The sequence below is a fragment of the Pseudomonas fluorescens genome (genome assembly GCF_001623525.1).
Classification (GTDB): Bacteria; Pseudomonadota; Gammaproteobacteria; order Pseudomonadales; family Pseudomonadaceae; genus Aquipseudomonas; species Aquipseudomonas fluorescens_Q.
On the sequence record NZ_CP015225.1, the window covers coordinates 501,451 to 524,076 of the forward strand.

Annotated in this window: 25 protein-coding genes; 11 read left to right on the forward strand and 14 right to left on the reverse strand. The window is 59.4% G+C overall.

The window, feature by feature from the left end; translation table 11 throughout:
- Positions 1-109: 109 nt before the first annotated feature.
- Positions 110-598 carry a GyrI-like domain-containing protein gene (locus tag TK06_RS02180; protein WP_063320614.1) on the forward strand — a complete coding sequence of 163 codons (489 nt, stop codon included), beginning with the start codon at positions 110-112 and terminating at the stop codon, positions 596-598.
- On the opposite strand, the gene ada is transcribed toward TK06_RS02180, so the two are convergent.
- The 5 genes from ada to TK06_RS02200 all read right to left on the reverse strand — a co-directional run bounded on the left by ada (position 562) and on the right by TK06_RS02200 (position 3,924).
- Positions 562-1,635 carry a bifunctional DNA-binding transcriptional regulator/O6-methylguanine-DNA methyltransferase Ada gene (gene ada, locus TK06_RS02185; RefSeq protein WP_063320615.1) on the reverse strand — a complete coding sequence of 358 codons (1,074 nt, stop codon included), beginning with the start codon at positions 1,633-1,635 and terminating at the stop codon, positions 562-564. The genes TK06_RS02180 and ada overlap by 37 nt on opposite strands.
- A gap of 88 nt (positions 1,636-1,723) precedes the next feature.
- Positions 1,724-2,404: a DNA oxidative demethylase AlkB gene (alkB, locus tag TK06_RS02190; protein ID WP_409077371.1), complete on the reverse strand. Its 681-nt coding sequence runs from the start codon at positions 2,402-2,404 to the stop codon at positions 1,724-1,726.
- Positions 2,391-3,119, reverse strand: a complete 729-nt coding sequence (locus tag TK06_RS02195; protein ID WP_063320616.1) for a 2OG-Fe(II) oxygenase — start codon at positions 3,117-3,119, stop codon at positions 2,391-2,393. Before TK06_RS02195 ends, alkB begins: the two co-directional genes overlap by 14 nt.
- A 301-nt stretch (positions 3,120-3,420) precedes the next feature.
- Entirely contained in the window at positions 3,421-3,591 is a 171-nt protein-coding gene (locus TK06_RS32640) for a hypothetical protein (RefSeq protein ID WP_086936548.1), read from the reverse strand.
- Between the two features lie 30 nt (positions 3,592-3,621).
- Entirely contained in the window at positions 3,622-3,924 is a 303-nt protein-coding gene (locus TK06_RS02200) for a DUF1883 domain-containing protein (protein ID WP_003182962.1), read from the reverse strand.
- A gap of 203 nt (positions 3,925-4,127) precedes the next feature.
- Here TK06_RS02200 and TK06_RS02205 point away from each other — a divergent pair, with 203 nt between their 5' ends.
- Positions 4,128-4,478, forward strand: coding sequence for a hypothetical protein (locus TK06_RS02205; RefSeq protein WP_003203007.1), 351 nt, complete (start codon positions 4,128-4,130; stop codon positions 4,476-4,478).
- Positions 4,479-4,587: 109 nt separating this feature from the next.
- Positions 4,588-4,818: a hypothetical protein gene (locus TK06_RS02210; RefSeq protein ID WP_063320617.1), complete on the forward strand. Its 231-nt coding sequence runs from the start codon at positions 4,588-4,590 to the stop codon at positions 4,816-4,818.
- On the opposite strand, the gene TK06_RS02215 is transcribed toward TK06_RS02210, so the two are convergent.
- Together TK06_RS02215 and TK06_RS02220 are read right to left on the reverse strand one after the other, a co-directional pair.
- Positions 4,819-5,100 carry a hypothetical protein gene (locus TK06_RS02215; protein ID WP_063320618.1) on the reverse strand — a complete coding sequence of 94 codons (282 nt, stop codon included), beginning with the start codon at positions 5,098-5,100 and terminating at the stop codon, positions 4,819-4,821.
- A 126-nt stretch (positions 5,101-5,226) separates the two neighbouring features.
- Positions 5,227-5,442, reverse strand: a complete 216-nt coding sequence (locus tag TK06_RS02220; protein WP_063320619.1) for a hypothetical protein — start codon at positions 5,440-5,442, stop codon at positions 5,227-5,229.
- A 234-nt stretch (positions 5,443-5,676) separates the two neighbouring features.
- Between TK06_RS02220 and galU the strand changes: the two genes are divergently transcribed.
- From galU to ahpF, 4 genes are all read left to right on the forward strand, one after another.
- Positions 5,677-6,516, forward strand: a complete 840-nt coding sequence (gene galU, locus TK06_RS02225; RefSeq protein WP_003182953.1) for a UTP--glucose-1-phosphate uridylyltransferase GalU — start codon at positions 5,677-5,679, stop codon at positions 6,514-6,516.
- Between the two features lie 200 nt (positions 6,517-6,716).
- A complete protein-coding gene (gene gorA / locus TK06_RS02230) occupies positions 6,717-8,075 on the forward strand; it encodes a glutathione-disulfide reductase (RefSeq protein WP_063320620.1) in 1,359 nt (452 codons plus the stop codon).
- 174 nt (positions 8,076-8,249) lie between these two features.
- The gene (gene ahpC / locus TK06_RS02235) at positions 8,250-8,813 is read left to right on the forward strand and encodes an alkyl hydroperoxide reductase subunit C (protein ID WP_063320621.1); all 564 of its coding nucleotides are present in this window, start codon (positions 8,250-8,252) and stop codon (positions 8,811-8,813) included.
- Positions 8,814-8,937: 124 nt separating this feature from the next.
- Positions 8,938-10,500, forward strand: coding sequence for an alkyl hydroperoxide reductase subunit F (ahpF, locus tag TK06_RS02240; RefSeq protein ID WP_063320622.1), 1,563 nt, complete (start codon positions 8,938-8,940; stop codon positions 10,498-10,500).
- Between the two features lie 87 nt (positions 10,501-10,587).
- Here ahpF and gloA read toward each other — a convergent pair whose 3' ends face one another.
- Positions 10,588-11,109 (reverse strand): lactoylglutathione lyase, encoded by a 522-nt coding sequence (gene gloA, locus TK06_RS02245; RefSeq protein ID WP_063320623.1) that lies wholly within the window; start codon positions 11,107-11,109, stop codon positions 10,588-10,590.
- Positions 11,110-11,303: 194 nt separating this feature from the next.
- On the opposite strand from gloA, the gene TK06_RS02250 reads away from it, so the two are divergent.
- Positions 11,304-11,831: a DUF4946 domain-containing protein gene (locus tag TK06_RS02250; RefSeq protein ID WP_063320624.1), complete on the forward strand. Its 528-nt coding sequence runs from the start codon at positions 11,304-11,306 to the stop codon at positions 11,829-11,831.
- 110 nt (positions 11,832-11,941) lie between these two features.
- On the opposite strand, the gene TK06_RS02255 is transcribed toward TK06_RS02250, so the two are convergent.
- From TK06_RS02255 to TK06_RS02265, 3 genes are all read right to left on the reverse strand, one after another.
- The gene (locus TK06_RS02255; RefSeq protein ID WP_003202992.1) at positions 11,942-12,307 is read right to left on the reverse strand and encodes a histone-like nucleoid-structuring protein, MvaT/MvaU family; all 366 of its coding nucleotides are present in this window, start codon (positions 12,305-12,307) and stop codon (positions 11,942-11,944) included.
- Positions 12,308-12,518: 211 nt separating this feature from the next.
- A complete protein-coding gene (locus tag TK06_RS02260; protein WP_063320625.1) occupies positions 12,519-14,063 on the reverse strand; it encodes an EAL domain-containing protein in 1,545 nt (514 codons plus the stop codon).
- Positions 14,064-14,168: 105 nt separating this feature from the next.
- Positions 14,169-15,032, reverse strand: a complete 864-nt coding sequence (locus tag TK06_RS02265; RefSeq protein WP_063320626.1) for a LysR family transcriptional regulator — start codon at positions 15,030-15,032, stop codon at positions 14,169-14,171.
- Positions 15,033-15,411: 379 nt separating this feature from the next.
- Between TK06_RS02265 and TK06_RS02270 the strand changes: the two genes are divergently transcribed.
- From TK06_RS02270 to hppD, 3 genes are all read left to right on the forward strand, one after another.
- Positions 15,412-16,680 (forward strand): IS110 family transposase, encoded by a 1,269-nt coding sequence (locus TK06_RS02270; protein WP_063320322.1) that lies wholly within the window; start codon positions 15,412-15,414, stop codon positions 16,678-16,680.
- A 120-nt stretch (positions 16,681-16,800) separates the two neighbouring features.
- Positions 16,801-17,745: a DMT family transporter gene (locus TK06_RS02275; RefSeq protein ID WP_063320627.1), complete on the forward strand. Its 945-nt coding sequence runs from the start codon at positions 16,801-16,803 to the stop codon at positions 17,743-17,745.
- 250 nt (positions 17,746-17,995) lie between these two features.
- Positions 17,996-19,072 (forward strand): 4-hydroxyphenylpyruvate dioxygenase, encoded by a 1,077-nt coding sequence (gene hppD / locus TK06_RS02280; RefSeq protein ID WP_003202983.1) that lies wholly within the window; start codon positions 17,996-17,998, stop codon positions 19,070-19,072.
- A gap of 103 nt (positions 19,073-19,175) precedes the next feature.
- Here hppD and TK06_RS02285 read toward each other — a convergent pair whose 3' ends face one another.
- From TK06_RS02285 to TK06_RS02295, 3 genes are all read right to left on the reverse strand, one after another.
- Positions 19,176-20,123 (reverse strand): IS110 family transposase, encoded by a 948-nt coding sequence (locus TK06_RS02285; protein WP_063320545.1) that lies wholly within the window; start codon positions 20,121-20,123, stop codon positions 19,176-19,178.
- A 299-nt stretch (positions 20,124-20,422) separates the two neighbouring features.
- Positions 20,423-21,307 carry an EamA family transporter RarD gene (gene rarD, locus TK06_RS02290; protein ID WP_063320628.1) on the reverse strand — a complete coding sequence of 295 codons (885 nt, stop codon included), beginning with the start codon at positions 21,305-21,307 and terminating at the stop codon, positions 20,423-20,425.
- Between the two features lie 174 nt (positions 21,308-21,481).
- A complete protein-coding gene (locus tag TK06_RS02295) occupies positions 21,482-22,495 on the reverse strand; it encodes an aldo/keto reductase (RefSeq protein ID WP_063320629.1) in 1,014 nt (337 codons plus the stop codon).
- Between the last annotated feature and the right edge of the window lie 131 nt (positions 22,496-22,626).

A 22,626-nucleotide genomic window follows, 5' to 3' on the forward strand; every position in this document is an offset into this window, starting at 1 on the left:
CAGGTGTGGACCGGCGAGGGCCAGTCGAGTTTTTCAATCGAGCGCTGCAACTTGATCCCGACGGTGGGAGGGTTACCATGCGGGCTTCATACATCAAGGAGCCCGATCCATGGACGTGAAACTCAAGACCGTCGAACCCTTCACCGTGGCCGGCCTGCAGGTGCGCACCCGCAACACCGACGAGCAGCAGCCCGGCACCGCCCGAATCGGCCCGATGTGGCAGCAGTTCTTCAACGAAGGGCTGTTCGACACGATTCCGGCCCGGCAGTCGGAGTCGTTCGTCTACGGGGTGTATTCCAACTACGAGTCCGACGCCACCGGCCACTTCGATGTGACGGCCGGGGTGCAGGTGGATGCGACCAGCGCAGGCTATCCCGCCGTGGACATCGAGGGCGGCGACTACCTGGTGTTTTCGGCCAAGGGGCCGATGCCCGATTGCGTGATCCAGACCTGGGGCCTGATCTGGGCGTACTTCGCGGATAACCCGCAGACATTGCGCCGTTTCACCACCGATTTCGAGGTCTACAGCGGCCCCGACTCGGTGGCGATCTACATCGGCATTCAATCCCCGGATGAGCGCTCCAGCGCCAGCAACTGACGCTTGCGTTCCACACCCCAGCGATAGCCCGACAGGTTGCCGTCGCTGCGTACCACCCGATGGCAAGGGATCGCCACCGCCAGGCTGTTGGCGCCGCAGGCCTGGGCCACGGCGCGCACGGCCTTGGGCATGCCGATGCGCTGGGCGATCTCGGCATAGCTGGCGGTGCTGCCTGCGGGAATGTCCCGCAAGGCTTGCCAGACCCGCTCCTGGAAGGCGGTGCCGCGCAGGTCCAAGGGCAGGTCCAAGCCTAGGGCCGGTGTTTCGATGAAGCCAACCACCTGGGCGATCAACTGCTCGAACTCGCGGTCGGCGCCGATCAGGTTGGCCCGGCGGAATTTGTCCTGCAGGTCGCGCACCAACGCGTCCGGATCGTCTCCCAGCAGGATCGCGCACACGCCACGCTCGCTTTGCGCCACCAGGATGGCCCCGAGGGAGCATTGGCCGACGGCGAACCGGATGTCGGTGTTCTGCCCGGCGGCGCGATAGTCGGCGGGTTTCATGCCCAACACCTTGTCGGCAGCCTCATAAAAGCGGCTGTTGGAGTTGAAACCGGCGTCGTACAGCGCCTCGGTGATGCTGCCGCCATCGGCCAGGCGTTCGCGAACCTTGCGTGAGCGGTGGGCGGCGGCATAACCCTTGGGGGTCAGGCCGGTGACAGCCTTGAAGACCCGATGAAAATGGAACGGGCTCAAGCCCGCGCTTTCTGCCAGCTCATTCAGGCCAGGCAGTTGCTCGGCCGCCTCGATTTGCCGGCAAGCGGCGGCAACCCGTGCCGCTTGTTGGGCGGCGATCTGGGTCTGGTCCCGGGCTACGCGCTTGCTGGGCCGATAACCGGCGGCCTGGGCCTGTTCCGGCGTGTCGAAGAACTCGACGTTGCGCGGGTTGGGCAGGCGCGACAGGCTGCTGGGGTGGCAATAGATGCCAGTGGTTTTTACGCCATAGACGAAGGTGCCGTCGGCGCGTGGATCCCGGGCGAGCACGGCGGCCCAGCGCGGATCCAGTTCAGGGGCGAGATGATTCGAAGTGCTGTTCATGGTCGTTATGTCCATTGGCCCGTTTTGGCTACAGTAGCGAGCCTGGGGAGCGGCGACACTCCGGGTCTTGCGGTTGAATTCTGCACCTTCATCCGGCGGTGCGAAACGTCAGGTTGATGCGCTGGGCGCCCAGGCGCGGATGCTCTCCCGCCTTGAGCGGCAGCACGCCGTGGTAACGCAACCGGTCCACGCCGCCCCAGACCACGATGTCACCATGGAACAGTGGCACACGCAGGCTTTTGTCGCTGCGCTCGAACCCGCCGAACTGAAACATTGCCGGCAGGCCCAGGGACATCGAGACGATAGGGGCGCTGAGTTGGCGTTCGTTTTTATCTTGATGCAACGACATCCGTGCGCCGGGCACGTAGCGGTTGATCAGGCAGGAGTCCGGCTCGAAATGCTCGAACCGTGCCTGCCGGGCGGCGGCCTGGGCCAGTTCGCGAAACACCGCCGGCATGGCGGGCCAGGGGTGGCCGGTCTGAGGATCAACGGCGCTATAGCGATAGCCGCTGCGGTCGGTGGTCCAGCCCAGGGCGCCACAACTGCTCAAGGCCACCGACATAGTAAAACCGCCGGGCGTGACCATCTGCCGGAACGGCGCGGCCTGCAACACGGTTTCCAGGGCCGGCAGCAAACGGTCGAGCCAGGGCAGGGCAAAGCCACGCAACACGAACGATTGCGGGCCAATCTGTTCGACCTGGCCGGGCGTCGTCGGCGTCTCGTCGGCGAACAGGTCCAGGGTGATCGGGTTGTCGTCATTGCGCATCATGAAAAATGATTCCCAAGGTGTGTCGTCTACCGTCGTGCACGCGGCTGACGCCATGGCGCATGTTCACTCGATAATAACCGCGAACGCCTTTGACGGGCCGCTGATGCACCGCGAACACCACTGCGTCACCCTGTTTCAGATCGATGACCTGCGGCCGCGACTGCATGCGTGGGCGTTGTTCGGTCAGCACGAACTCGCCGCCGGTAAAATCCTGGCCCGGTGCCGACAGCAGGATCGCGACTTGCAGCGGGAACACCTGCTCGCCGTACAGATCCTGGTGCAGGCAGTTGTAGTCCTGGGGGCCGTATTGCAGCAACAATGGCGTCGGACGCGATTGTCCGGCAGCGTGACAGCGCTGGATGAAGTCGGCGTGCTGGTCGGGATATCGCCCTTCAAGGCCCATGCATTCATTCCAGCGGTTCGCCAGTGGCACCAGCATTGGGTACAACGCCTGACGCAGCTGTTGGATGAAGTCCGGTAGTGGATAGCGAAAATACTGATACTCGCCACGCCCGAACCCATGACGGGCCATGACCACCCGCGAACGAAAAAGCCCGCTCTCTGCGTACAGACCACTGAGCATTCGACATTGCGTGGCGGGCAGCAGGTTGCGGATGAGCGCGCTGCCGTCCTGCTCGAGACTGTGTTCCAGGGCCGACCAATCCAGTTGATTTATTCGTTGGGTCAGTGAGGGCAGATGCGGGGGAGTGGGCATGATGACAATCCTTGGTGCAAAGGATTGGTCAGTCTGGAGGGTGTTTCGTTGGTCAGCACTCCGGTTCTTGCGATGCATCAATGTCCTGAGTCACTCCCGTCAGCAGGCACGACAAATCCCCTGTGGCGAGGGAGCTTGCTCCCGCTCGACTGCGCAGCAGTCGTAAAACCTGCCAGCGCGGTCTGCCTGCAAGAATGCACCAGGCAATTGGGGCGGCTTCGCCGCCCAGCGGGAGCAAGCTCCCTCGCCACAAAAGCATCGTGCCCGCCCTGGAGCCACAAACATTTATCAGGGTGAGTCTTTACAGCGCCTTGCTGACACTGACGTTGCTGATCACATCGTCGGTTTCGCCATGCAGCTTTTGCAACGCGGCTCGGGCTTCTTCCTCGGTGCCGGTTTCCAGTTGCGCGAATTCGAAGCGGCGTTCGTCGTTGAGCTTGTACTTGATGACGTATTTGGTCGTCTGGGCCACGGTTTTGCCTGTCTTGAAAGTGGGCGAGGCTCAGCTCAGTTTCGAGCTGGAACGCCGGATGATTTTGATCTTGTGGGTCAGGGTCGGCTTGCGCGTGACGCTGATTGCACGGCGGTTGACGGTGTCGATGGTGATGTTCCAGAAACCGGTGCTAGGGGCAGTGATCCGGGCCGGAAAGGTGTCGAACGCGCCGCCGTGATACGTGTGCCGGCCGCCGTTCTTGAAGCTACGGAAGTTGGCGTCGTTCATCAAACGGATGTTGCACATTTGGGAGCATTCGATGACGACAATGTCGTCTTCGTTCAGGTGCTCGCGCTGGTGGATGAATTTCATGGGCGCCTCCAGAAGGGCTTTTTCTACAAAATCAAAACGATAGCAAGGGGCAATGATGCGCAGTTTATCAGCCCCGAGTGTTAATATCCGGCCCGCGCTCCAGGCTTTGTTCATTTATTGCAGGTTGCGGGAAAAATAAAGCTGTGCGGCGCCGGAGAAAAACGGGGTCTGCACTGTCGGAGGATCTTTATCGGAGGAATCATATGAAGCGCAGCGTGTGGGTGTTGGCATTGGCCATGAGTGGATGTGCATCGGTATCGGACATCAACCAGACGCCCCCCACCATGAGCGTCATCTCCGGAAAGAAACCTCACGAATATGCCAAGTGTGTTTCCGACAAACTGGCCAAAAGCCGTGGTCCGCTGCAAGTGGAGCCACACAAGAATGGTGTTCGACTGATCGTCCCGGGCAAACTGTCGACCCTGCCGGCGGCGGTGTTCGACATTGACGAGCGCTCCAGCGGCAGCAGCATCAAGCTGCACGAAAGCATGTCCAATGTACCGGTGCGTCCGGGCGACGTGCAGGATGCGGCCAACGCCTGCATTTCCGGCTGATCACATTCCGCGCCTGACGAGCGGACCGGGCATCGGATAAACTACGGCCCTCGACAAAAGATGCCGCCACGGTTCACGTTGGCGGCATTGTCATTTATGGAGCCAGTCGATGAAACGCGAGCAGGTGCGCGAGCGCCATGCAGAAGGTCTTATCTGTGCCACTCACGTGATCCAGAACCCGGCGAGCCCGGGCGAATGGATCGTGTTCTTCAAGAAAAGCGCCGGGCGCAGTTTTTTCCTGGTGGATGACCAGGATGAAGTGGAGTCCTTCAGCCGTCTTGATGAACTGATCGATACCTTGCGCGGGCTGGGCATCAAGTTTGCCGAGATCCACATTTGATTACTTGCAGACCACCACGACACTGCGGCTGGTGAAGTTACCGACGTCGACGCCCAGGGTCTTCTCGCTTTCCTTGGCCTGGGGTGTGCCGTCGGTGCCGACAATGCGGTAGCCGGTGCCGGCACAGGACGCGTCAGCCTTTTCGTAGCACGTCGCCCAGGAGTTGGCCTCGCCCGAGCAGTCGATGGCCAAGCCCTGCTCGCCGTTATCGAGATAGGTTTTTTCGGCCGAGGCACAGCCCGCCAGGGCCAGGACTGTAAACAGTGCCAGAAGTGTCTTCATGGGATCGTCATCGAGAAGGGAAGGGCAATGGCGAGATTATAGCGAATGGCCATTGCGGTACAGCTAAAGCACTGCTGAACCAGCCTCGTTCAATGCCCGGGAGGCATCTACTAGAGGCTCGTTTGTTTATTTCTTGCGGCGGGGGCTGCGTGCGGGAGCGGTGTCGCGTTCTTTCGCCGCCGGGGCAGCGCGCTCATCCTGGAATACCGCGGCCACTTCCACCGCCATGGCCTTGCTGGGCAAGGGACCGGCGACCTGCTCGCCGTGGTAGTTGATAATCCACCACTGGCCGTCCTTGCCCTGGCTGACCGAATAGCCGTTTGCGTTTCTTGTTACCGACATCTAGCTGCCTCATTGGCGTGATCAAGGGCGCCATGATACGTCAAATGCTCGCAAACAGCGCCTACTGGCGTACAGTGAGTCCGCTGCAGCCATCGAAACGAAAGGCGATTGAACTATCCGCCGTTTTTTATTTCTCTATGATGGCACCGGTTGGCCAGTGCGGGCATTGTAAGGTGCCCGTCGCCTGATTAGACTGCGCCGAAACTCGTACACACCGCCTTTTCAAGGACTTATATGATCAAGAAATGCTTGTTCCCAGCAGCCGGTTACGGTACTCGCTTCCTGCCAGCGACTAAAGCCATGCCCAAAGAAATGCTGCCGGTGGTGAACAAGCCACTGATCCAGTACGGCGTCGAAGAAGCCCTCGATGCGGGCCTGACGGAAATTTCCATCGTCACCGGCCGCGGCAAACGCGCCCTGGAAGACCATTTCGACATCAGCTACGAGCTGGAAAACCAGATCAAGGGCACCGACAAGGAAAAATACCTGGTCGGTATCCGCAAACTGCTGGATGAGTGCTCGTTCTCCTACACCCGCCAGACTGAAATGAAAGGCCTGGGTCACGCGATCCTGACCGGCCGCCCACTGATCGGTGACGAACCGTTTGCCGTGGTCCTGGCGGACGACCTGTGCGTCAACCTCGAAGGCGACGGCGTACTGACGCAGATGGTCAAGCTGTACAAGCAGTTCCGCTGTTCCATCGTGGCAATCCAGGAAGTCGATCCGCAGGAAACCAACAAGTACGGCGTGATTGCTGGCGAAATGATCCGTGACGACATCTACCGCGTTCACAGCATGGTTGAAAAACCAAAACCTGAAGACGCACCGTCGAACCTGGCGATCATCGGTCGCTACATCCTGACCCCGGACATCTTCGACCTGATCGAACAGACCGAGCCAGGCAAGGGCGGCGAAATCCAGATCACCGACGCCCTGATGAAACAGGCCCAGAACGGCTGCGTCATGGCCTACAAGTTCAAAGGCAAGCGTTTCGACTGCGGTGGCGCCGAAGGCTACATCGACGCGACCAACTTCTGCTTCGAGAACTTCTACAAGACCGGCAAGGCTTACTGATAGCCTGCGCCGCGCCTTGAAAAAACGCCCCGACGGGGCGTTTTTTTTGTCTCCAAATCACAGGCGCTGAAGCTCCCTCGCCACAAAGGCAAGCTGCGAAAGATGCCGTTTGGCTTTTCAGGTTCCGCCCCCATAACCATCGCAACGCTGCCTCAGGTGAAAACAGCAGGTATGCTGATGACCTGCCGAAGGAGATAGAAATGGCCTACGATTTTGACTTGTATGTGATTGGCGCCGGTTCCGGCGGTGTACGGGCGGCGCGGTTCGCGGCCGGTTTTGGCGCGAAAGTGGCCGTGGCGGAGAGCCGCTACCTGGGCGGTACCTGCGTGAACGTGGGGTGCGTGCCCAAGAAGCTGCTGGTCTATGGTGCGCATTACGCCGAGGATTTCGAGCAAGCGTCGGCCTATGGCTGGACGGCGGGGGAGCCGAGTTTCGACTGGGCCACGCTGATCGCCAACAAGGACCGGGAAATCAATCGCCTCAACGGCATCTACCGCAGCCTGCTGGTCAACAGCGGCGTCGTGCTGCACGAAGGTCACGCCAGGCTGACCGGGCCCAATGAGGTCGAGATCAACGGCCAGCGCTACACCGCCAAACACATCCTGATCGCCACGGGCGGTTGGCCGGTGATCCCGGACATTCCGGGGCGCGAGCATGCCATCAGCTCCAACGAAGCGTTCTTTCTCAAGGAACTGCCCAAGCGCGTCATCGTCGTGGGCGGCGGCTACATCGCGGTGGAGTTCGCCGGGATTTTCCACGGCATGGGCGCGCAGACATCGTTGCTATATCGCGGCGGACTGTTCCTGCGCGGCTTTGACGGTGCGGTGCGCAAGCACCTGGCAGAAGAACTGACCCGCCGTGGCCTGGATCTGCAATTCGACGCTGACATCAAATGCATCGAAAAACTGGACGATGGCAGCCTGAGGGTCGAGCTCAAGAATGGCCAAACGTTGCTCACCGATTGCGTGTTCTACGCCACCGGCCGGCGGCCGATGCTCGATAATCTTGGCTTGGAGAACACCGCGGTCACGGTGGACGAGAAAGGGTTTGTCCAGGTCAACGAAAAATACGAGACCACCGAGCCGTCGATCCTGGCTATTGGCGATGTGATCGGTCGTGTCCAGCTCACACCCGTGGCCCTGGCCGAGGGCATGGCGGTTGCGCGACGTCTGTTCAAGCCCGAGCAATATCGCCTGGTGGATTACCGGATGATCCCCACCGCCGTGTTCAGCCTGCCGAATATCGGCACGGTTGGCCTGACGGAAGAGCAGGCCCGGGAAGAAGGCCATGAGGTGCAGATTTTCGAAAGCCGCTTCCGGCCGATGAAGCTGAGCTTGACCGAATGCCAGGAACGCACCCTGATGAAACTGGTGGTGGATGCCCGGACCGACAAGGTGTTGGGATGCCATATGGTCGGGCCGGATGCCGGTGAAATCGTCCAAGGGCTGGCCATTGCCCTCAAGGCCGGCGCCACCAAGCGTGACTTCGACGAAACCATCGGCGTGCATCCGACGGCTGCCGAAGAGTTCGTGACGATGCGTACGCCCGTCGCCTCCTGATCACCGGACGAACATATGGCGGGCGAGCCGGCTCGCCATATTAAGTTTTCTTCTATCTATTTAGCTGCTGATAGCCAAAACCAATCATTCACATCAGGTTTGCCAATGAGCCAGCCTGGGGATGAGTGGTTAAGATCCTCTCCATCAACTTTCAACCCTGACGGAGAAACATCGATGCCTATCATCAACAGCCAAGTTAAACCGTTCAACGCTACCGCCTTCAAAAATGGCGAATTCGTCGAAGTATCGGACGCCAACCTGAAAGGCAAGTGGTCTGTCGTGTTCTTCTACCCGGCTGACTTCACCTTCGTTTGCCCAACCGAGCTGGAAGACCTGGCCGACAACTACGCCGAATTCAAGAAGCTGGGCGTCGAGATCTACAGCGTTTCCACCGACACTCACTTCGCCCACGCCGCCTGGCACAACACTTCGCCAGCCATCGGCAAGATCCAGTACACCATGATCGGCGACCCGACCCACGTCATCTCCCGCAACTTCGACGTGCTGATCGAAGAAGTCGGCCTGGCTGACCGCGGTACTTTCGTGATCAACCCAGAAGGCCAGATCAAGATCGTCGAGATCAACGACGGTGGTGTCGGCCGTGACGCTTCCGAACTGCTGCGCAAGGTCAAGGCCGCCCAGTACGTTGCCGCTCACCCGGGCGAAGTCTGCCCAGCCAAGTGGAAAGAAGGCGAGGCCACCCTGGCTCCGTCCCTGGACCTGGTCGGCAAGATCTAAGACCGTGCGTCCCTTGAGGGCGGTCATCCGCACCTAAGCAAGCTGCACCGCCCACAAAAAACGCCCGGGCGAGATTCGCTCGGGCGTTGTTTTTTCTGAAATTCAAAAAATGGAAATCGCCCGTATGTTGGACGCCAATCTTAAAGCTCAGTTGAAGTCATACCTGGAACGGGTCACCCAGCCGATCGAGATCGTCGCTTCCCTCGACGACGGTGCGAAATCCCAGGAAATGCTTGCGTTACTCAAAGACGTTGCCAGTCTTTGCGACCAGATTACTTTGCTCGACAACGGCACCGATGCGCGCAAGCCTTCGTTTTCGTTGAATCGCCCGGGTGCCGATATCAGCCTGCGTTTTGCCGGCATCCCCATGGGCCACGAATTCACTTCGCTGGTGCTGGCCTTGCTGCAAGTCGGCGGTCACCCATCGAAGGCCAGTGTCGACGTCATCGAACAGATCCGCTCCCTCAAGGGCGAATTCAACTTCGAGACCTATTTCTCGCTGTCGTGCCAGAACTGCCCGGACGTGGTCCAGGCGCTGAACCTGATGGCGGTGCTGAACCCGAACATTCGCCACGTCGCCATCGACGGCGCGCTGTTCCAGGCCGAAGTCGATGAACGCCAGATCATGGCCGTGCCCAGCATCTACCTGAACGGCGTGAACTTTGGCCAGGGCCGCATGGGCCTGGAAGAGATTCTTGCCAAGATCGACACCAGCGGTATCGAGCGCCAGGCCGAGAAGATCAGCGCCAAGGATGCGTTCGATGTGCTGGTGGTGGGCGGTGGCCCGGCCGGTGCTTCGGCGGCGATCTATGCGGCCCGTAAAGGCATCCGCACCGGTGTGGCGGCCGAGCGTTTCGGCGGTCAGGTGCTCGACACCATGGCCATCGAGAACTTCATCTCGGTCCAGGAAACCGAAGGGCCGAAACTGGCCGTTGCCCTGGAAGAACACGTCAAGCAGTACGACGTGGACATCATGAACCTGCAACGTGCCGATGCCTTGGTGCCAGGCAAGGCCGGCGGGTTGCATGAAATCAAGTTCGCCAGCGGTGCGAGCCTCAAGGCCAAGACCGTGATCCTGGCGACTGGTGCCCGCTGGCGTGAAATGAACGTGCCGGGCGAGCAGCAGTATCGCAACAAGGGCGTGGCGTACTGCCCGCACTGCGACGGTCCGCTGTTCAAAGGCAAGCGCGTGGCGGTGATCGGCGGTGGTAACTCCGGTGTCGAGGCGGCCATCGACCTGGCCGGTATCGTCGCCCACGTCACCTTGCTGGAGTTCGATGTGCAATTGCGTGCCGACGCGGTATTGCAGCGCAAGCTGCACAGCCTGCCGAACGTGACGGTGATTACCAACGCCCAGACCACCGAAGTGACTGGAGACGGTCAGAAGGTCAATGGCTTGCGCTACAAGGACCGTCCGAGCGGTGACGTGCGGGATGTGGAGTTGGAGGGGATCTTCGTGCAGATCGGCTTGTTGCCCAACACCGATTGGCTCAAAGGCACCGTCGAGCTGTCGCCGCGGGGTGAGATTATCGTCGATGCCCGGGGTGAAACCTCGATCCCTGGCGTGTTCGCCGCCGGTGACGTGACCACCGTGCCGTACAAGCAGATCGTGATTGCCGTAGGCGAGGGCGCCAAGGCTTCGCTGAGTGCCTTCGACCACCTGATCCGCACCTCCGCGCCGGCATAAGCAGCCGAAAGCGGCAAGACAAAACCCCATGGGCCTGGCTCATGGGGTTTTTTATCGGCCCTTATTTTGCGGGAGCGGTGGTGAGGTTTACAGCGGTGCAGGCTGGATGATTTCCACCCAGTAGCCATCCGGGTCCTTGATGAACGCCAGGCTTTTCATGCGACCGTCGTTCAGGCGTTTCTGGAAATCGCAGCCCAATGCTTCGAAGCGCTCGCAGGCGGCGGCGACGTCCGGTACCGAGATGCAGATGTGGCCGAAGCCGCGTGGGTCGGTGTTGCCGTTATGGTAGGCGAAGGCCGGGTCGCTTTCGGTGCCATGGTTGTGGGTCAATTCCAGGATGCCAGGGATCGACTTCATCCATTCGGTTCGCGCCGCCGCGTCCGCCGGGATCTGGTTCTTGTCCACCAGCGCCAGGAAATACAGGCTGAATTCGGCTTCCGGGAAGTCGCGTTTTTCCACCAGCGAGAAACCCAGCACGCGGGTGTAGAAATCCAGGGACTTGGTGATGTCCTTGACGCGCAACATGGTGTGGTTGAAGACGAACTTGGCCGTGGCAGCGTCGGGTTGGGCGGTGACGCCAGGGAAAGTGTTGAGTTCGTGCAGGCTCATGGGCCCTCCGGATATAAGTGGGGCAAACGGCGTCGCATGCTTGGTTGCGACGGTTCCTGGGCTTGCGTCAGACGGCTTCCTTGCAGGTGCGAGCATGATACGCAAGGGATGCGGTGTCGCCAAACCGTGTGTGGCTATTGCCTGCTTCTGTCTCGGGCTTCAGACTTTACGATTCGCCCTTGAGTGCCAACGCAATGATTCGACCGTTCCTTTCGCTGTTTGTCCTGCTGTTTGCCTGCATTGCGAGTGTCGGCGGCGTCCAGGCGGACGAACCGCAGATCGCCTGGCCCCAAGGCTGGGTTGTCGAGCCTCTGCCCGCCGACGCCGCGGCACCGGGCCCCTTGCGACAACGTGCAACCAAGAGCGATTCGGCAGGCAATGCCGTGATGGTCATGGAATTGACCACGACTACCATCGAACCCGATCACCAGGTCAACTTGCAAGGCGTGTTGCTGGAAATGCGCAAATCGATCCAGAAGGATTTCTTCCAGGGCGGTTACCAAAGTGTGTGCAATAAAATCCATGCTTCCATGTTGGGCGGCGTAACTGCGTTGGAAACCACTTGTACGATCACGCAAAACGGACGACATGTATTGTCTCAGGCACTCGTCGCGGCACTAAATGAGGGCAAGGCTTATGTGCTGTCCTATGCAGGGCAGGCGCAGGTGTTTGTTGAAAGCCAGGATGAAATACAGTCGGTGCGAAACAGTTTGAAACTATAACGCCGTCAGCGTAGTACGCTCGGAATTTAATCCAAAAGTTTAGCCCATAAAAAAGCCCTGAGTGTATTCAGGGCTTTTTTGCATCATGGACGCTGTCAACCGCGCCCGTGTCAACCACGCAACCAAGAGTCGACGGTAGCTGCACCGTACTGTTCTTTCCAGGCTTTCAGGCCGCGGTGATTGCCGCCCTTGGTCTCGATCAACTCACCGGTGTGCGGGTTCTGGTAAACCTTTACCACTCGCGCACGGCGGGTCTTGATGGGTTTGGTCGATTGCAGGCTTGCCTTGGACGGGTTCGGGTCGAGGATCGCGACGATGTCGCGCAGGCTCTTGCCGTAGGTTTTCATCAGTCCCTGGAGCTTTTCCTCGAATTCGATTTCCTTCTTGAGCCCGGCATCGTTCTTCAGCGATTCCAACTGCTTGAGCTGTTCTTGAAGGGCCTTTTCGGCTGCACGAAATTCAGCGAGTCTGGACAAAATCGTTACTCCAATCAAAATATTTGGCTGATACCAACCGCAAACAAAGCTATAAGCCGAGCGCCTTGGTGTTAATGACTCTCCTGCTATCTGGCACAGGTAGAAAAATTGTAGTAGTTAATCCGTAAAGTGTAAATCGTAACTTTTTCGTTATGTAACAACAGCAAAAGCTTTTATCAGTTGGGCATCGTCGTCAATAGATCGGCGGCGGTTAACTGCCATTAAGCCCGGTCAAGGTCTCAATGAACGCCTGTCCGCTAATCGGTCGACCAAATAGATAACCCTGTAGAAAGTTCACCCCATGGGCGCTCAGGTAGTCGCTTTGCTCGACGGTTTCGACGCCCTCGGCCACCATGTCCAGGCCCAGCTTGCCCGACAGTTCGATGATGCTGTCGAGCAGGTGCCGTGACAGAGTATCGGCACCGATCATCGCGACAAAACTCTGGTCGATCTTCAAGAAGTCCACATTGAATTGACGCAAGTACGCCAGGCTGGAATGACCCGTGCCGAAATCGTCGAGAGCGATCTTGACGCCCAACTCCCGCAGTTGGTCGAACAGTTGCCGGGTAACGGGCGTAGGTTCGATCAACTCGCGCTCGGTCAACTCCAGCACCAGGGCAATCGTACCCGGCGCGAAGGTGGCGAGAAATTCGCGACAATCGTCCACCAGCGCCAGATCCTGGCAGTGGCGGGCGGTGATGTTGATGCCCACATGAAACGGCGCTTCCAGATGAGGCGCCAGCGGTTCCAGCAGGCGCATGGTCTGCTGCATCAGCGCCCGGGTCATCGGTACGATCAGGCCGCTGTGTTCGGCGAAGGGAATGAACAGGTCCGGGCGAACCAGGCCTTCCTTGGGGTGGTTCCAGCGCATCAGCACTTCGACGCCGGCCCAGCGTTTGCTGTCGCTGTGTACGACCGGTTGCAGATAGGGCACGAACTCACCGGCTTCCAGGGCCCGTTGCAGTTCACGACTGGGCGAGGAGGCGCGTTTTTGCAGCCAGTGTCCGAGGGTCCCCGCCACGACGCCGAAGAAGATCAGCAAGCTGAACAGCGGCGGATATTCCCTGGCCATGTAGCGCCAGGTTTCACCCGCGTCGAAGCCGGCTTCTACATTGAAGGCGTAGCGCGATGACCCCAGCTCATGCTGGGCGACCGGCAGCCCGGGCATGGGCGCTGGCCGGACCTTGCCGTCCGCCGCCAGCCAGTTCGGCCCGACTTGCAGCCGTAGCCGGGTCTGGCGGCCGATCAAGCGCAAGACGTTCGTCAGGTGGTACCCGTCAAGCGTGGCCAAGGCGCCTTGATGGCCCTCGTTGAGCCGGTAAATCAGCAGCGCGGTGTTCGGCGTGACCGGGTTGCCGTCCATGAGCCACAAGCTGCCTTGATGGTAGTCGCTCGGGTTGACGCGTTCCTCGAAGGCACCGAACAGCGAGCTGCAATACAGGTTGTTGTCCCAGATAAGGTTGGTCGAACGGACAAAGGGCCGGCGCGTCACTTGTTCGCGTAATGCCAGCTTCACCGCTTCGCAGGGCTGGCCGGCCAGGGGTAATAGTTCATGGGCCGCCTGGGCCGTGTTGTCGAGCATCAGTTCGATCTGCCTGACCAGTTCCTCGGCTGTCTGCCGGGTGTGTTGCGCCAGCGTCCGTTCGGCCTGCATGTACAAAATGGCCAGCCCTGACAGCATCGGTACCAGGCCGCAAAGCAGGGTGACGAGCGCGCGACGGGGCCGGGTGTGCGAGCGTGTGGCGGTCAAGGGCATCGGCACAACCTGAGAAGAAAAGGGATGAGGGGGAATCGTCGGGTGCCGTCCATGATAGATGGCTTGCCGAGAGCTTGCTGACGCAGCGTGACTGTGGGAGCGGGCTCATGACTGTCGGGCCAGCTCGATGAACGCCAGGGTGGCGGGCGAGGCCTGGCGGCTGTCCAGGACTGCCAGGCCAATCTGACGCGGCACTCGTGGGGACAAGGGGCGGGCAACGTAACCGGGATTTCCATCGTCCGGCAACGACCCCTCGGACACCACGCTCACCGCCTCACCGCGCCTGACGATATCCAGGGTGCTGAGCAGTTGCGAACAACGAAAACGCACATTCGGGGTCAGCCGGGCGGCATTGAACAGGCGCGAAACCAGTTCCGACGATCCGGCCTCGGTGTGCACGAAGGGGTCGTTGCACAGGTCCTTGAGGCTCAGGCTGGCCTGGGCGGTGAGGGGATGGTTAGTGGGCAGCAGGGCGACCATCTGATCTTCCATCAGCATGAACGTATCGAAACGCTCCTCGGGCAGCACCACGAAGCCGACGTCGATCCGCCGTTCGTCCAGCCATTGGAGGACCTGCCTGTCGGGCCCTTCATCGATGTGCACTTCGATGCCCGGGTGCAAGTCTCGATAGCGCCGCAGGATACCGGGCAACAGTTTCATCGATGACGTCGGCCCGAACGAGCCGATGCGCAAGGTGCCTCGGCGCATGCCTCGGGCATCGGCGGCTTCCTGGCGCAAGGTGTTGGCCAGCCCGAGCATGGCCCGGGCCCGCAGCAGCAATTGCTGACCAATGTCGCTGAGTTCCACCTGGGATTGATGACGCCTGAGCAATTCCACGCCCAATTCTTGTTCCAGGGACTTGATGGCGTGGGACACCGCTGACTGGCCGATGCCCAGACGCGTTGCCGCCGCCGTGAACCCCCGCAGCTCGGCGACCAGAGAGAAGATTTCGAGTTGGGTGAGGGTCATGAGGGATTGCTCATTTTACGATGATTAAGCATGAGGCAAACAATGCGACATCTCAACCGTGCACGGAACCGCGGTCCAGGCTTTTCTGTGGCGAGGGAGCTTGCTCCCGCTGGGCTGCGATATAGGTAGTCCGTTCCTTGCTCCCCCATACTGATACTCGCTGGAGTCCGGTTGTTGCGAGGAAGGAACATGCACCTGCGAGCTACGAATAGGGCTGCAACGCATCTCGATGATTACTGCTTCACCTTCGAGCCCAGCAGGTGCGCTTGCGCCCTCTAACGAACACTCAGGGAAAGCCGGGCACGGCTCTCTATATCGCCTTCGCTGGACGCAAGCATGCATGTTCCTGCATGTACTTTAGCGTCTGTGGAGGTGTGCGATGCAAACGCTCTTGTCTCAGAAATTCACTGCTTATATCGGAATTGATTGGGCCGATACCAAACATGACGTCTGTTTGCAGGTTGCTGGGCAAGCCCAGCGGTGCTTCTCGGTCATCCGACACAACCCCGAAGCTATTGATCAATGGGCTCATGCGCTGTATCAGCGTTATGGCGGTCCTATCGCCATTGCCGTGGAGTTAGACAAAGGACCGTTGATAGCGGCCCTGCAAAAATATGATTTTTTTTGTTTGTTCCCGATCAACCCCGCCACCTTAGCCAAGCAGCGTAAGGCCTTCGTTCCCAGCGGTGCGAAGGACGATCCGAGCGATGCCCAGTGGGCACTTGAGCTATTGCTCAAGCATCCCGACAGATTTCCCCAGCAGGAGAAACAAAGTCCTGCCATACGTTCTCTGGCTAGCTTGACTGAACATCGGAGAACCTTGGTTGATGAGCGGGTAAGAATCAGTAATCGGTTGGTTTGCATGCTCAAGCAGTACTATCCGTTGGCGCTGGAGTTGTTCCACGATCATGACACACAGGTGTTCTGTGATTTCCTGGAGCGCTGGTCGACGTTGGAAACACTTAAACGTGCTCGGCCTACAAGCGTTTTGAAGTTTCTTAACGCGCATAATGTTCGCCATGCAGAACTCAATCAGCAGCGTCTGGCCTTGATCCTCAAGGCCACGCCGCTGACAGAGGATCCGGGGATTGTTAACCCTTCAGCGCTGTATGTGCGGACCCTGGCATCGCAACTGAGTGGGATGCTGGTGGCGATCAAGCAGTTTGATGCGGCGATCGAAGAAACGGCCAATACCCTGGCCGATTACAGCCTCTTCAAATCCTTGCCTGGAGCCGGGCAACAGCTTGCACCACGGCTAATGGTAGCTTTTGGTGAGCAACGTGATCGCTTCAAGGATGCTGGTGCTATGCAGCGATATGCCGGGATCGCTCCGGTTACCGAGCGCAGTGGCAAGAAGAAAATCGTTCGCTGGCGCTATCAATGTTCAACCTTTTTGCGCCAGACATTTGTCGAGTGGGCTGCCCACAGCATCAATCAATCGGTATGGGCAGGGGCGTACTATCGCCAACAGAAGGCCAAAGGCTGCTCTCATCAAGCAGCCCTGAGGGCACTGGCTTTTAAATGGATCAGGATCGTTTATCGGTGCTGGAATGCTGGATCCCAGTATGACGAGAGCGTCTATTTACAAGCCTTGGCCCGCCACGACTCGCCTTTGATAAGAGCACCGGAGGCAACGAAAGCATGTTGACGGAAGAGCTCAGGGCGTGAAGCAGCCCTCCGGGCCAAATCAGCAGGGGCCCGCTGCGCGGTCCAGCGGGAGCGAGCTCCCTCGCCACGGATGTCCGATTGATCTCAATGTGGTGAAATCATGAAAACCCTCGAACAAACCCTCCCAACCCCATCAGACCTGCCGGTCTACCTGAAGCTCGCCATGGTCACCATGATCTGGGGCGGGACCTTCGTCGCCGGCCGGATCCTTTCCGATGCCTTGGCGCCGATGTTTGCCGCCAGCCTGCGTTTCCTGTTGGCGAGTATCGCGCTGCTGGCGTTTCTCGCCCTGGCCGGGATCCCGCTGGCCAGGCCCAGTGTGAAGCAGGGGCTGCACTTGGCCGCGCTGGGCTTCTTCGGCATCTTTTTCTACAACCTGTGCTTCTTCTATGGCTTGCAGTACATCAACGCGTCGCGGGCTTCGCTGATCGTGGCCTTGAACCCAGCGGTGATCGGGCTGGCGTCCTGGTGGTTGTTCAAGGAGCGGTTGAGCCGCTTGAAAGTGGCGGGCATCGTGCTCTGCATCGGTGGGGCGGGGCTGGTAATCGTCAGTCGTGATCCGTCCTTGTTGCAAGGCGCCGCGCAGGGTTGGATCGGCGACCTGCTGATTTTTGGTTGCGTGCTGGGCTGGGGCATCTATTCGCTGTTTTCCAGGCGCTTGAATGACAGCCTCGGCCCCTTGCAGACCGTGACCTGGTCGATTCTGCTGGGCACGCTGATGCTGTGGCTGGCCTGCGCGGCGGCGGGCGAGATTCGTGTCGAAGCCCTGCGCGCGCTGGATTTGGAGCAATGGCTGAGCCTGTTGTACCTCGGCGTGCTGGGCTCGGCCCTGGCCTATATCGCCTGGTATGACGGCATTCGCCGGATCGGTGCGACCCGTTCCGGGGTGTTCATCGCGCTCAATCCGTTGACGGCGGTGCTGTTGGGGGCGCTGCTGCTGGACGAACGGCTCACGGCCTTGATGTGTGTCGGCGGGGGCGTGATTCTGGTGGGCATTTTCCTGTGCAACAAACCCCTTGCGCGGTCGAAGGAAAAGGCGATTTGATACAGAAGGCGGACAAACCAGTTTACGCTGTGTAGAATCGGGTTACGCATATAAGAATAACGTCTTCTGGCAGCAGAAGCCTCGCCCGCAAGAGCCTTGGGTCGACAATGAAGATACTTGGGTTTCAACTGATCTATGGCGATTTCCTCGCCCGCAGCGTTCGTGGCATTTCCTGCGCGCCGCCCCGTGTCCTCAGCATCGCCAGCAACTAACGTTTTTTGTTAATTGACCCGACTGATGAGGCGCCGACATGGCAGATCTATACGAAAACCCCATGGGCCTGATGGGCTTCGAATTCATCGAATTCGCATCCCCGACCCCCAATACCCTGGAGCCGATCTTCGAGATCATGGGCTTCACCAAAGTGGCCACCCACCGCTCCAAGGACGTGCACCTGTATCGCCAGGGCGCGATCAACCTGATCCTCAACAACGAACCCCACAGCGTGGCGTCATACTTTGCCGCCGAGCATGGTCCGTCTGTGTGCGGCATGGCGTTCCGGGTCAAGGATTCGCAAAAGGCCTACAAACGTGCCCTGGAGCTCGGCGCCCAGCCGATCCACATCGAGACCGGCCCGATGGAGCTGAACCTGCCGGCGATCAAAGGCATCGGCGGTGCGCCGCTGTACCTGATTGACCGTTTTGGCGAAGGCAGCTCGATCTATGACATCGACTTTGTGTTCATCGAGGGCGTTGACCGCAACCCGGTGGGCGCGGGCCTGAAAATCATCGACCACCTGACCCACAACGTGTATCGCGGGCGCATGGCCTACTGGGCCGGATTCTACGAGAAGCTGTTCAACTTCCGCGAGATCCGTTACTTCGACATCAAGGGCGAATACACCGGCCTGACCTCCAAGGCCATGACCGCCCCGGATGGCATGATCCGTATCCCGTTGAACGAAGAATCGTCCAAGGGCGCCGGACAGATCGAAGAGTTCCTGATGCAGTTCAATGGCGAAGGCATCCAGCACGTGGCTTTCCTCACCGATGACCTGGTCAAGACCTGGGATCACCTGAAAAGCATCGGCATGCGCTTCATGACCGCGCCGCCGGATACTTACTACGAAATGCTCGAAGGCCGCCTGCCGAACCACGGCGAACCGGTGGATGAACTGCAATCGCGAGGCATTCTGCTGGACGGTGCTTCCGAGCAGGGCGACAAGCGCCTGTTGTTGCAGATCTTCTCGGAAACCCTGATGGGGCCGGTGTTCTTCGAATTCATCCAGCGCAAGGGCGATGATGGTTTCGGCGAAGGCAACTTCAAGGCGCTGTTCGAATCCATCGAGCGCGACCAGGTGCGCCGTGGAGTGCTGGCGACCGAGTAAGGCCTGAGTGCAAAAAAAGCCCGCCTGGCAGTGATGCCAGGCGGGTTTTTTCATGCCGATACAAATCCAGACTGTGGGAGATTCTATGGTGCAGGACTACCCCCTAAATGCCTTTCGGTAAGTATTCGCTCTGGTTCTTCAGCAGGGCGAATACCACTCGGGCAAGCTTGCGGGCCAGTGCCACTAATGCTTCGGTTGTGCTGAGTCCCCGGGCCCTTAGTGCCTCATAAAAACCCTTCCATGCCGCTGTGCGCCTTGCCGACATCGCGGCGTTATGCATCAATCGACGGGCCTCTGGGTCACCTCGCTTAGACAGGCAGCGGCGTCCCTTCTTTTTCCCTGAGTCCGATATACGCAGGTCTAGGCCCAGAAAAGCGATGAAGGCATCGGCATTTCTGAAATCCCCACGCTGAAACGACGTGAGCAAACGGGCACCGTTCAACAGGCCAATGCCTTCGACTTTCATGCAACGCTTGAGCTGAGCGCCCAAGCCAGCGGCTTCCAACTGCGTCTGGATTGTTTTCTCGAGCAAGATCTCCAGTCGTTGCATGGCTTTTATCTGGTTCTCAAAGGCCCTTTTGAGCAACGGTTCGTTGGACCAACTTTGCTTGAGGCTGACACGCGCCTGGACCAAGGCTGCCCGACGTCGGAAGAGGCTTATAAGCCGGCAATACAAGGGCGATGGCGGGGTCCACGGGTGCAACTGGTGGCCTTCGTTGTTCAAGTAGCGAGCCAACAACCGAGCATCCAGCGCATCGGTTTTAGCGCGAACTTTCACACCTTTGCGGTAATGGCTGAGCTCGTAGCCGCCGATCATGTAGATCACACAGCCTTTCGCATAAGCCAGGTCGGCGAATTCCTGATGATAGATATTGGTGGCTTCGATGGCGACATCCACTGGCGCGGACAACTCCTTGAGCCACTTTTTGATCGCTGCCTTGGTGTTGGGGATCGCTTCCAGTCGATCTGTTTCTGCGTGATAAATCACCAACTCATCTTTGGCGACATCAACACCCACGATCGGCTTTGCGACAGAAACCGGCATTGCCATTGAAAATCCTCCGGGCTAAGGTTTGAACACTTGAAGGGTTCACCCAGAGGCGCAGGCTTGTTCCTATCGTCGGTCTAGGCCAGATGCATTCTTTATCGGCGCTTGGGTGAAAGGAGGAGGGGTGAAATCTCCCACGGTCTGTACTGCGGCTAACAGTCAGAATCGAGCTTTGTCCCTCCTCCTCCCTTCAAGTCCTACCATACAAGCGAGCTTGCTCGCGATAGCGGCGGCACAGCCTACATCTGCGCCAACTGATCCACCGCCATCGCGAGCAAGCTCCCACAGGGCAGGCGGTGACCTTAAGTCCTGCGCTGCTGCCGCACCAGGTGCTTGAAGCCTTCGAACACCAACACCGCCACGGCCATCCAGATCGGGATATAGGTCAGCCATTCACCGGCCTTGATGCTTTCACCCAACAGCAGCGCAACGCCCAGCAGCAACACCGGCTCAACATAACTCAACAGCCCGAACAGGCTGAACGGCAGCAATCGACTGGCGACGATGTAGGACACCAGCGCGCTGGCGCTGATCACCCCGAGCACCGGGATCAGCAGCGACAGCCATGGGTATTGATCGAAAACGTCGAGGCCCTGTTCACCGCTTTGCACGAACCACAGTGCAACGGGGAGCATCAGGGTCATGTCCAGCCAGAGTCCACCCAGGTTGTCGGTCTTGATGCGTTTGCGCAGGATGAAATAGATCGGGTAGCCAATCACCACCAGCAAGGTTGCCCAGGAAAAACCACCCACCTGGTACAACTCGTTGAACACGCCCAGGGTGGCGAAGAACACGGCGACTTTCTGCAGGTAGGAAAGACGTTCGCCATAGACGATGCGTCCGGTCAGGACCATCGACAGCGGCAACAGGAAGTACCCCAGCGACACGTCCAGGCTGTAGCCATTGAGCGGCGCCCACATGAACAGCCACAGTTGCGCGCCCATCAGTGCCGACGAGGCTATTGCTGCGATCAACAGCCGTGGCGTGGCGATCAGGCGTTGGATCAGCGCCGTGACCAGTTTCCATTCCCGCGTCACCAGCATGAACGCGGTCATGCACGGCATCGTCAGCAGCATGCGCCAGCCGAAGATCTCCACGCCGGTCAGCGGTGAGAGCAACGAGGTGTAGTAGTACATGACGGCGAACAGCGCGGAGGCCGAGACCGATAGAGCGATGCCTTTGGACACTTTTATTCTCTTGAGGGGAGCAACTAGCACCCTTTGTGGCGAGGGGATTTATCCCCGCTGGGGGCGAAGCCCCCGTTCGTGAAACCTGAGATTTCGTGGTGCCAGGCCCAGGGGGCTGCTTCGCAGCCCAGCGGGGATAAATCCCCTCGCCACAGAGGGTGCACTTCAACGATCTTATGAGGTACGCGGTACTCGCCCCGGCACGAAATGGCTCACATCGTTGAACCCCGGCGTCGACGCATGCCCCGGCGTCACCAGCGAATCGATGAACGCTTCATCTTCCGCGCTGATCTTCACCGATTGCGCCTTGGTGTACGAGTCCCACTGCTCCTCGGTGCGCGGCCCGACGATGGCCGAGGTCACGGCGTTGTTGTTCAGCACCCAGGCGATGGCGAACTCGACGATGCCCACGCCGCGGCCTTGGGTGTATTGCAGGATCTGCTGGGCAATGCGCAGGGACTCGACCCGCCACTCGGTTTCCAGGATGCGTTTGTCCTGGCGTCCGGCGCGGCTATTGGCGTCCGGCGCCACGTCCGGTGCGTATTTGCCGCTGAGCACGCCTCGGGCCAGGGGGCTGAACGGCACCACGCCGAGGCCGTAGTTCTGCGCGGCAGTGATCTGTTCGGTTTCGGCCTGGCGGTTGACGATGTTGTACAGCGGTTGGCTGATCACCGGTCGGTCGATGCCCAGGCTGTCGGCGATCCTGATCACTTCGGCGATGCGCCAGCCACGGTAGTTCGACAGGCCCCAGTAGCGAATCTTGCCTTGGCGAATCAAGTCGCCGATGGCCGATACGGTGACGTGCAGCGGCGTGTTGTGGTCTTCGCGGTGCAGGTAATAGATGTCCAGGTAATCGGTGCCCAGGCGCGTCAGGCTGGCCTCGATTCCATTGAATATGTGCTTGCGGCTCAGGCCGCTGCGGTTGGGCATGCCGTCCGGCGGGCCGAAGCCGACCTTGGTGGCCAGCACCCATTCCTGGCGATGACGGGCGATTGCCTCGCCGACGATTTCCTCGGAGCGACCGTTGGTGTAGACGTCCGCGGTGTCGATGAAATTGATGCCCTGGTCCCAGGCCTTGTCGATGATCCGCAGCGAATCCTCGGTGCTGGTCTGTTCGCCGAACATCATCGTGCCCAGGGTCAGCGTCGAGACTTGCAACCCGGAATGGCCTAGCGTGCGGTAGCTCATGACAAGATCCTTTCATCCATGGGGAAAGGCCCAATCAAACCCCAGAACCACCGCACGGATCAAACAGAATTCTCAAACACCCTCCAAATCAACTGTGGGAGCGAGCCTGCTCGCGATGAGGCCGGCAGCTT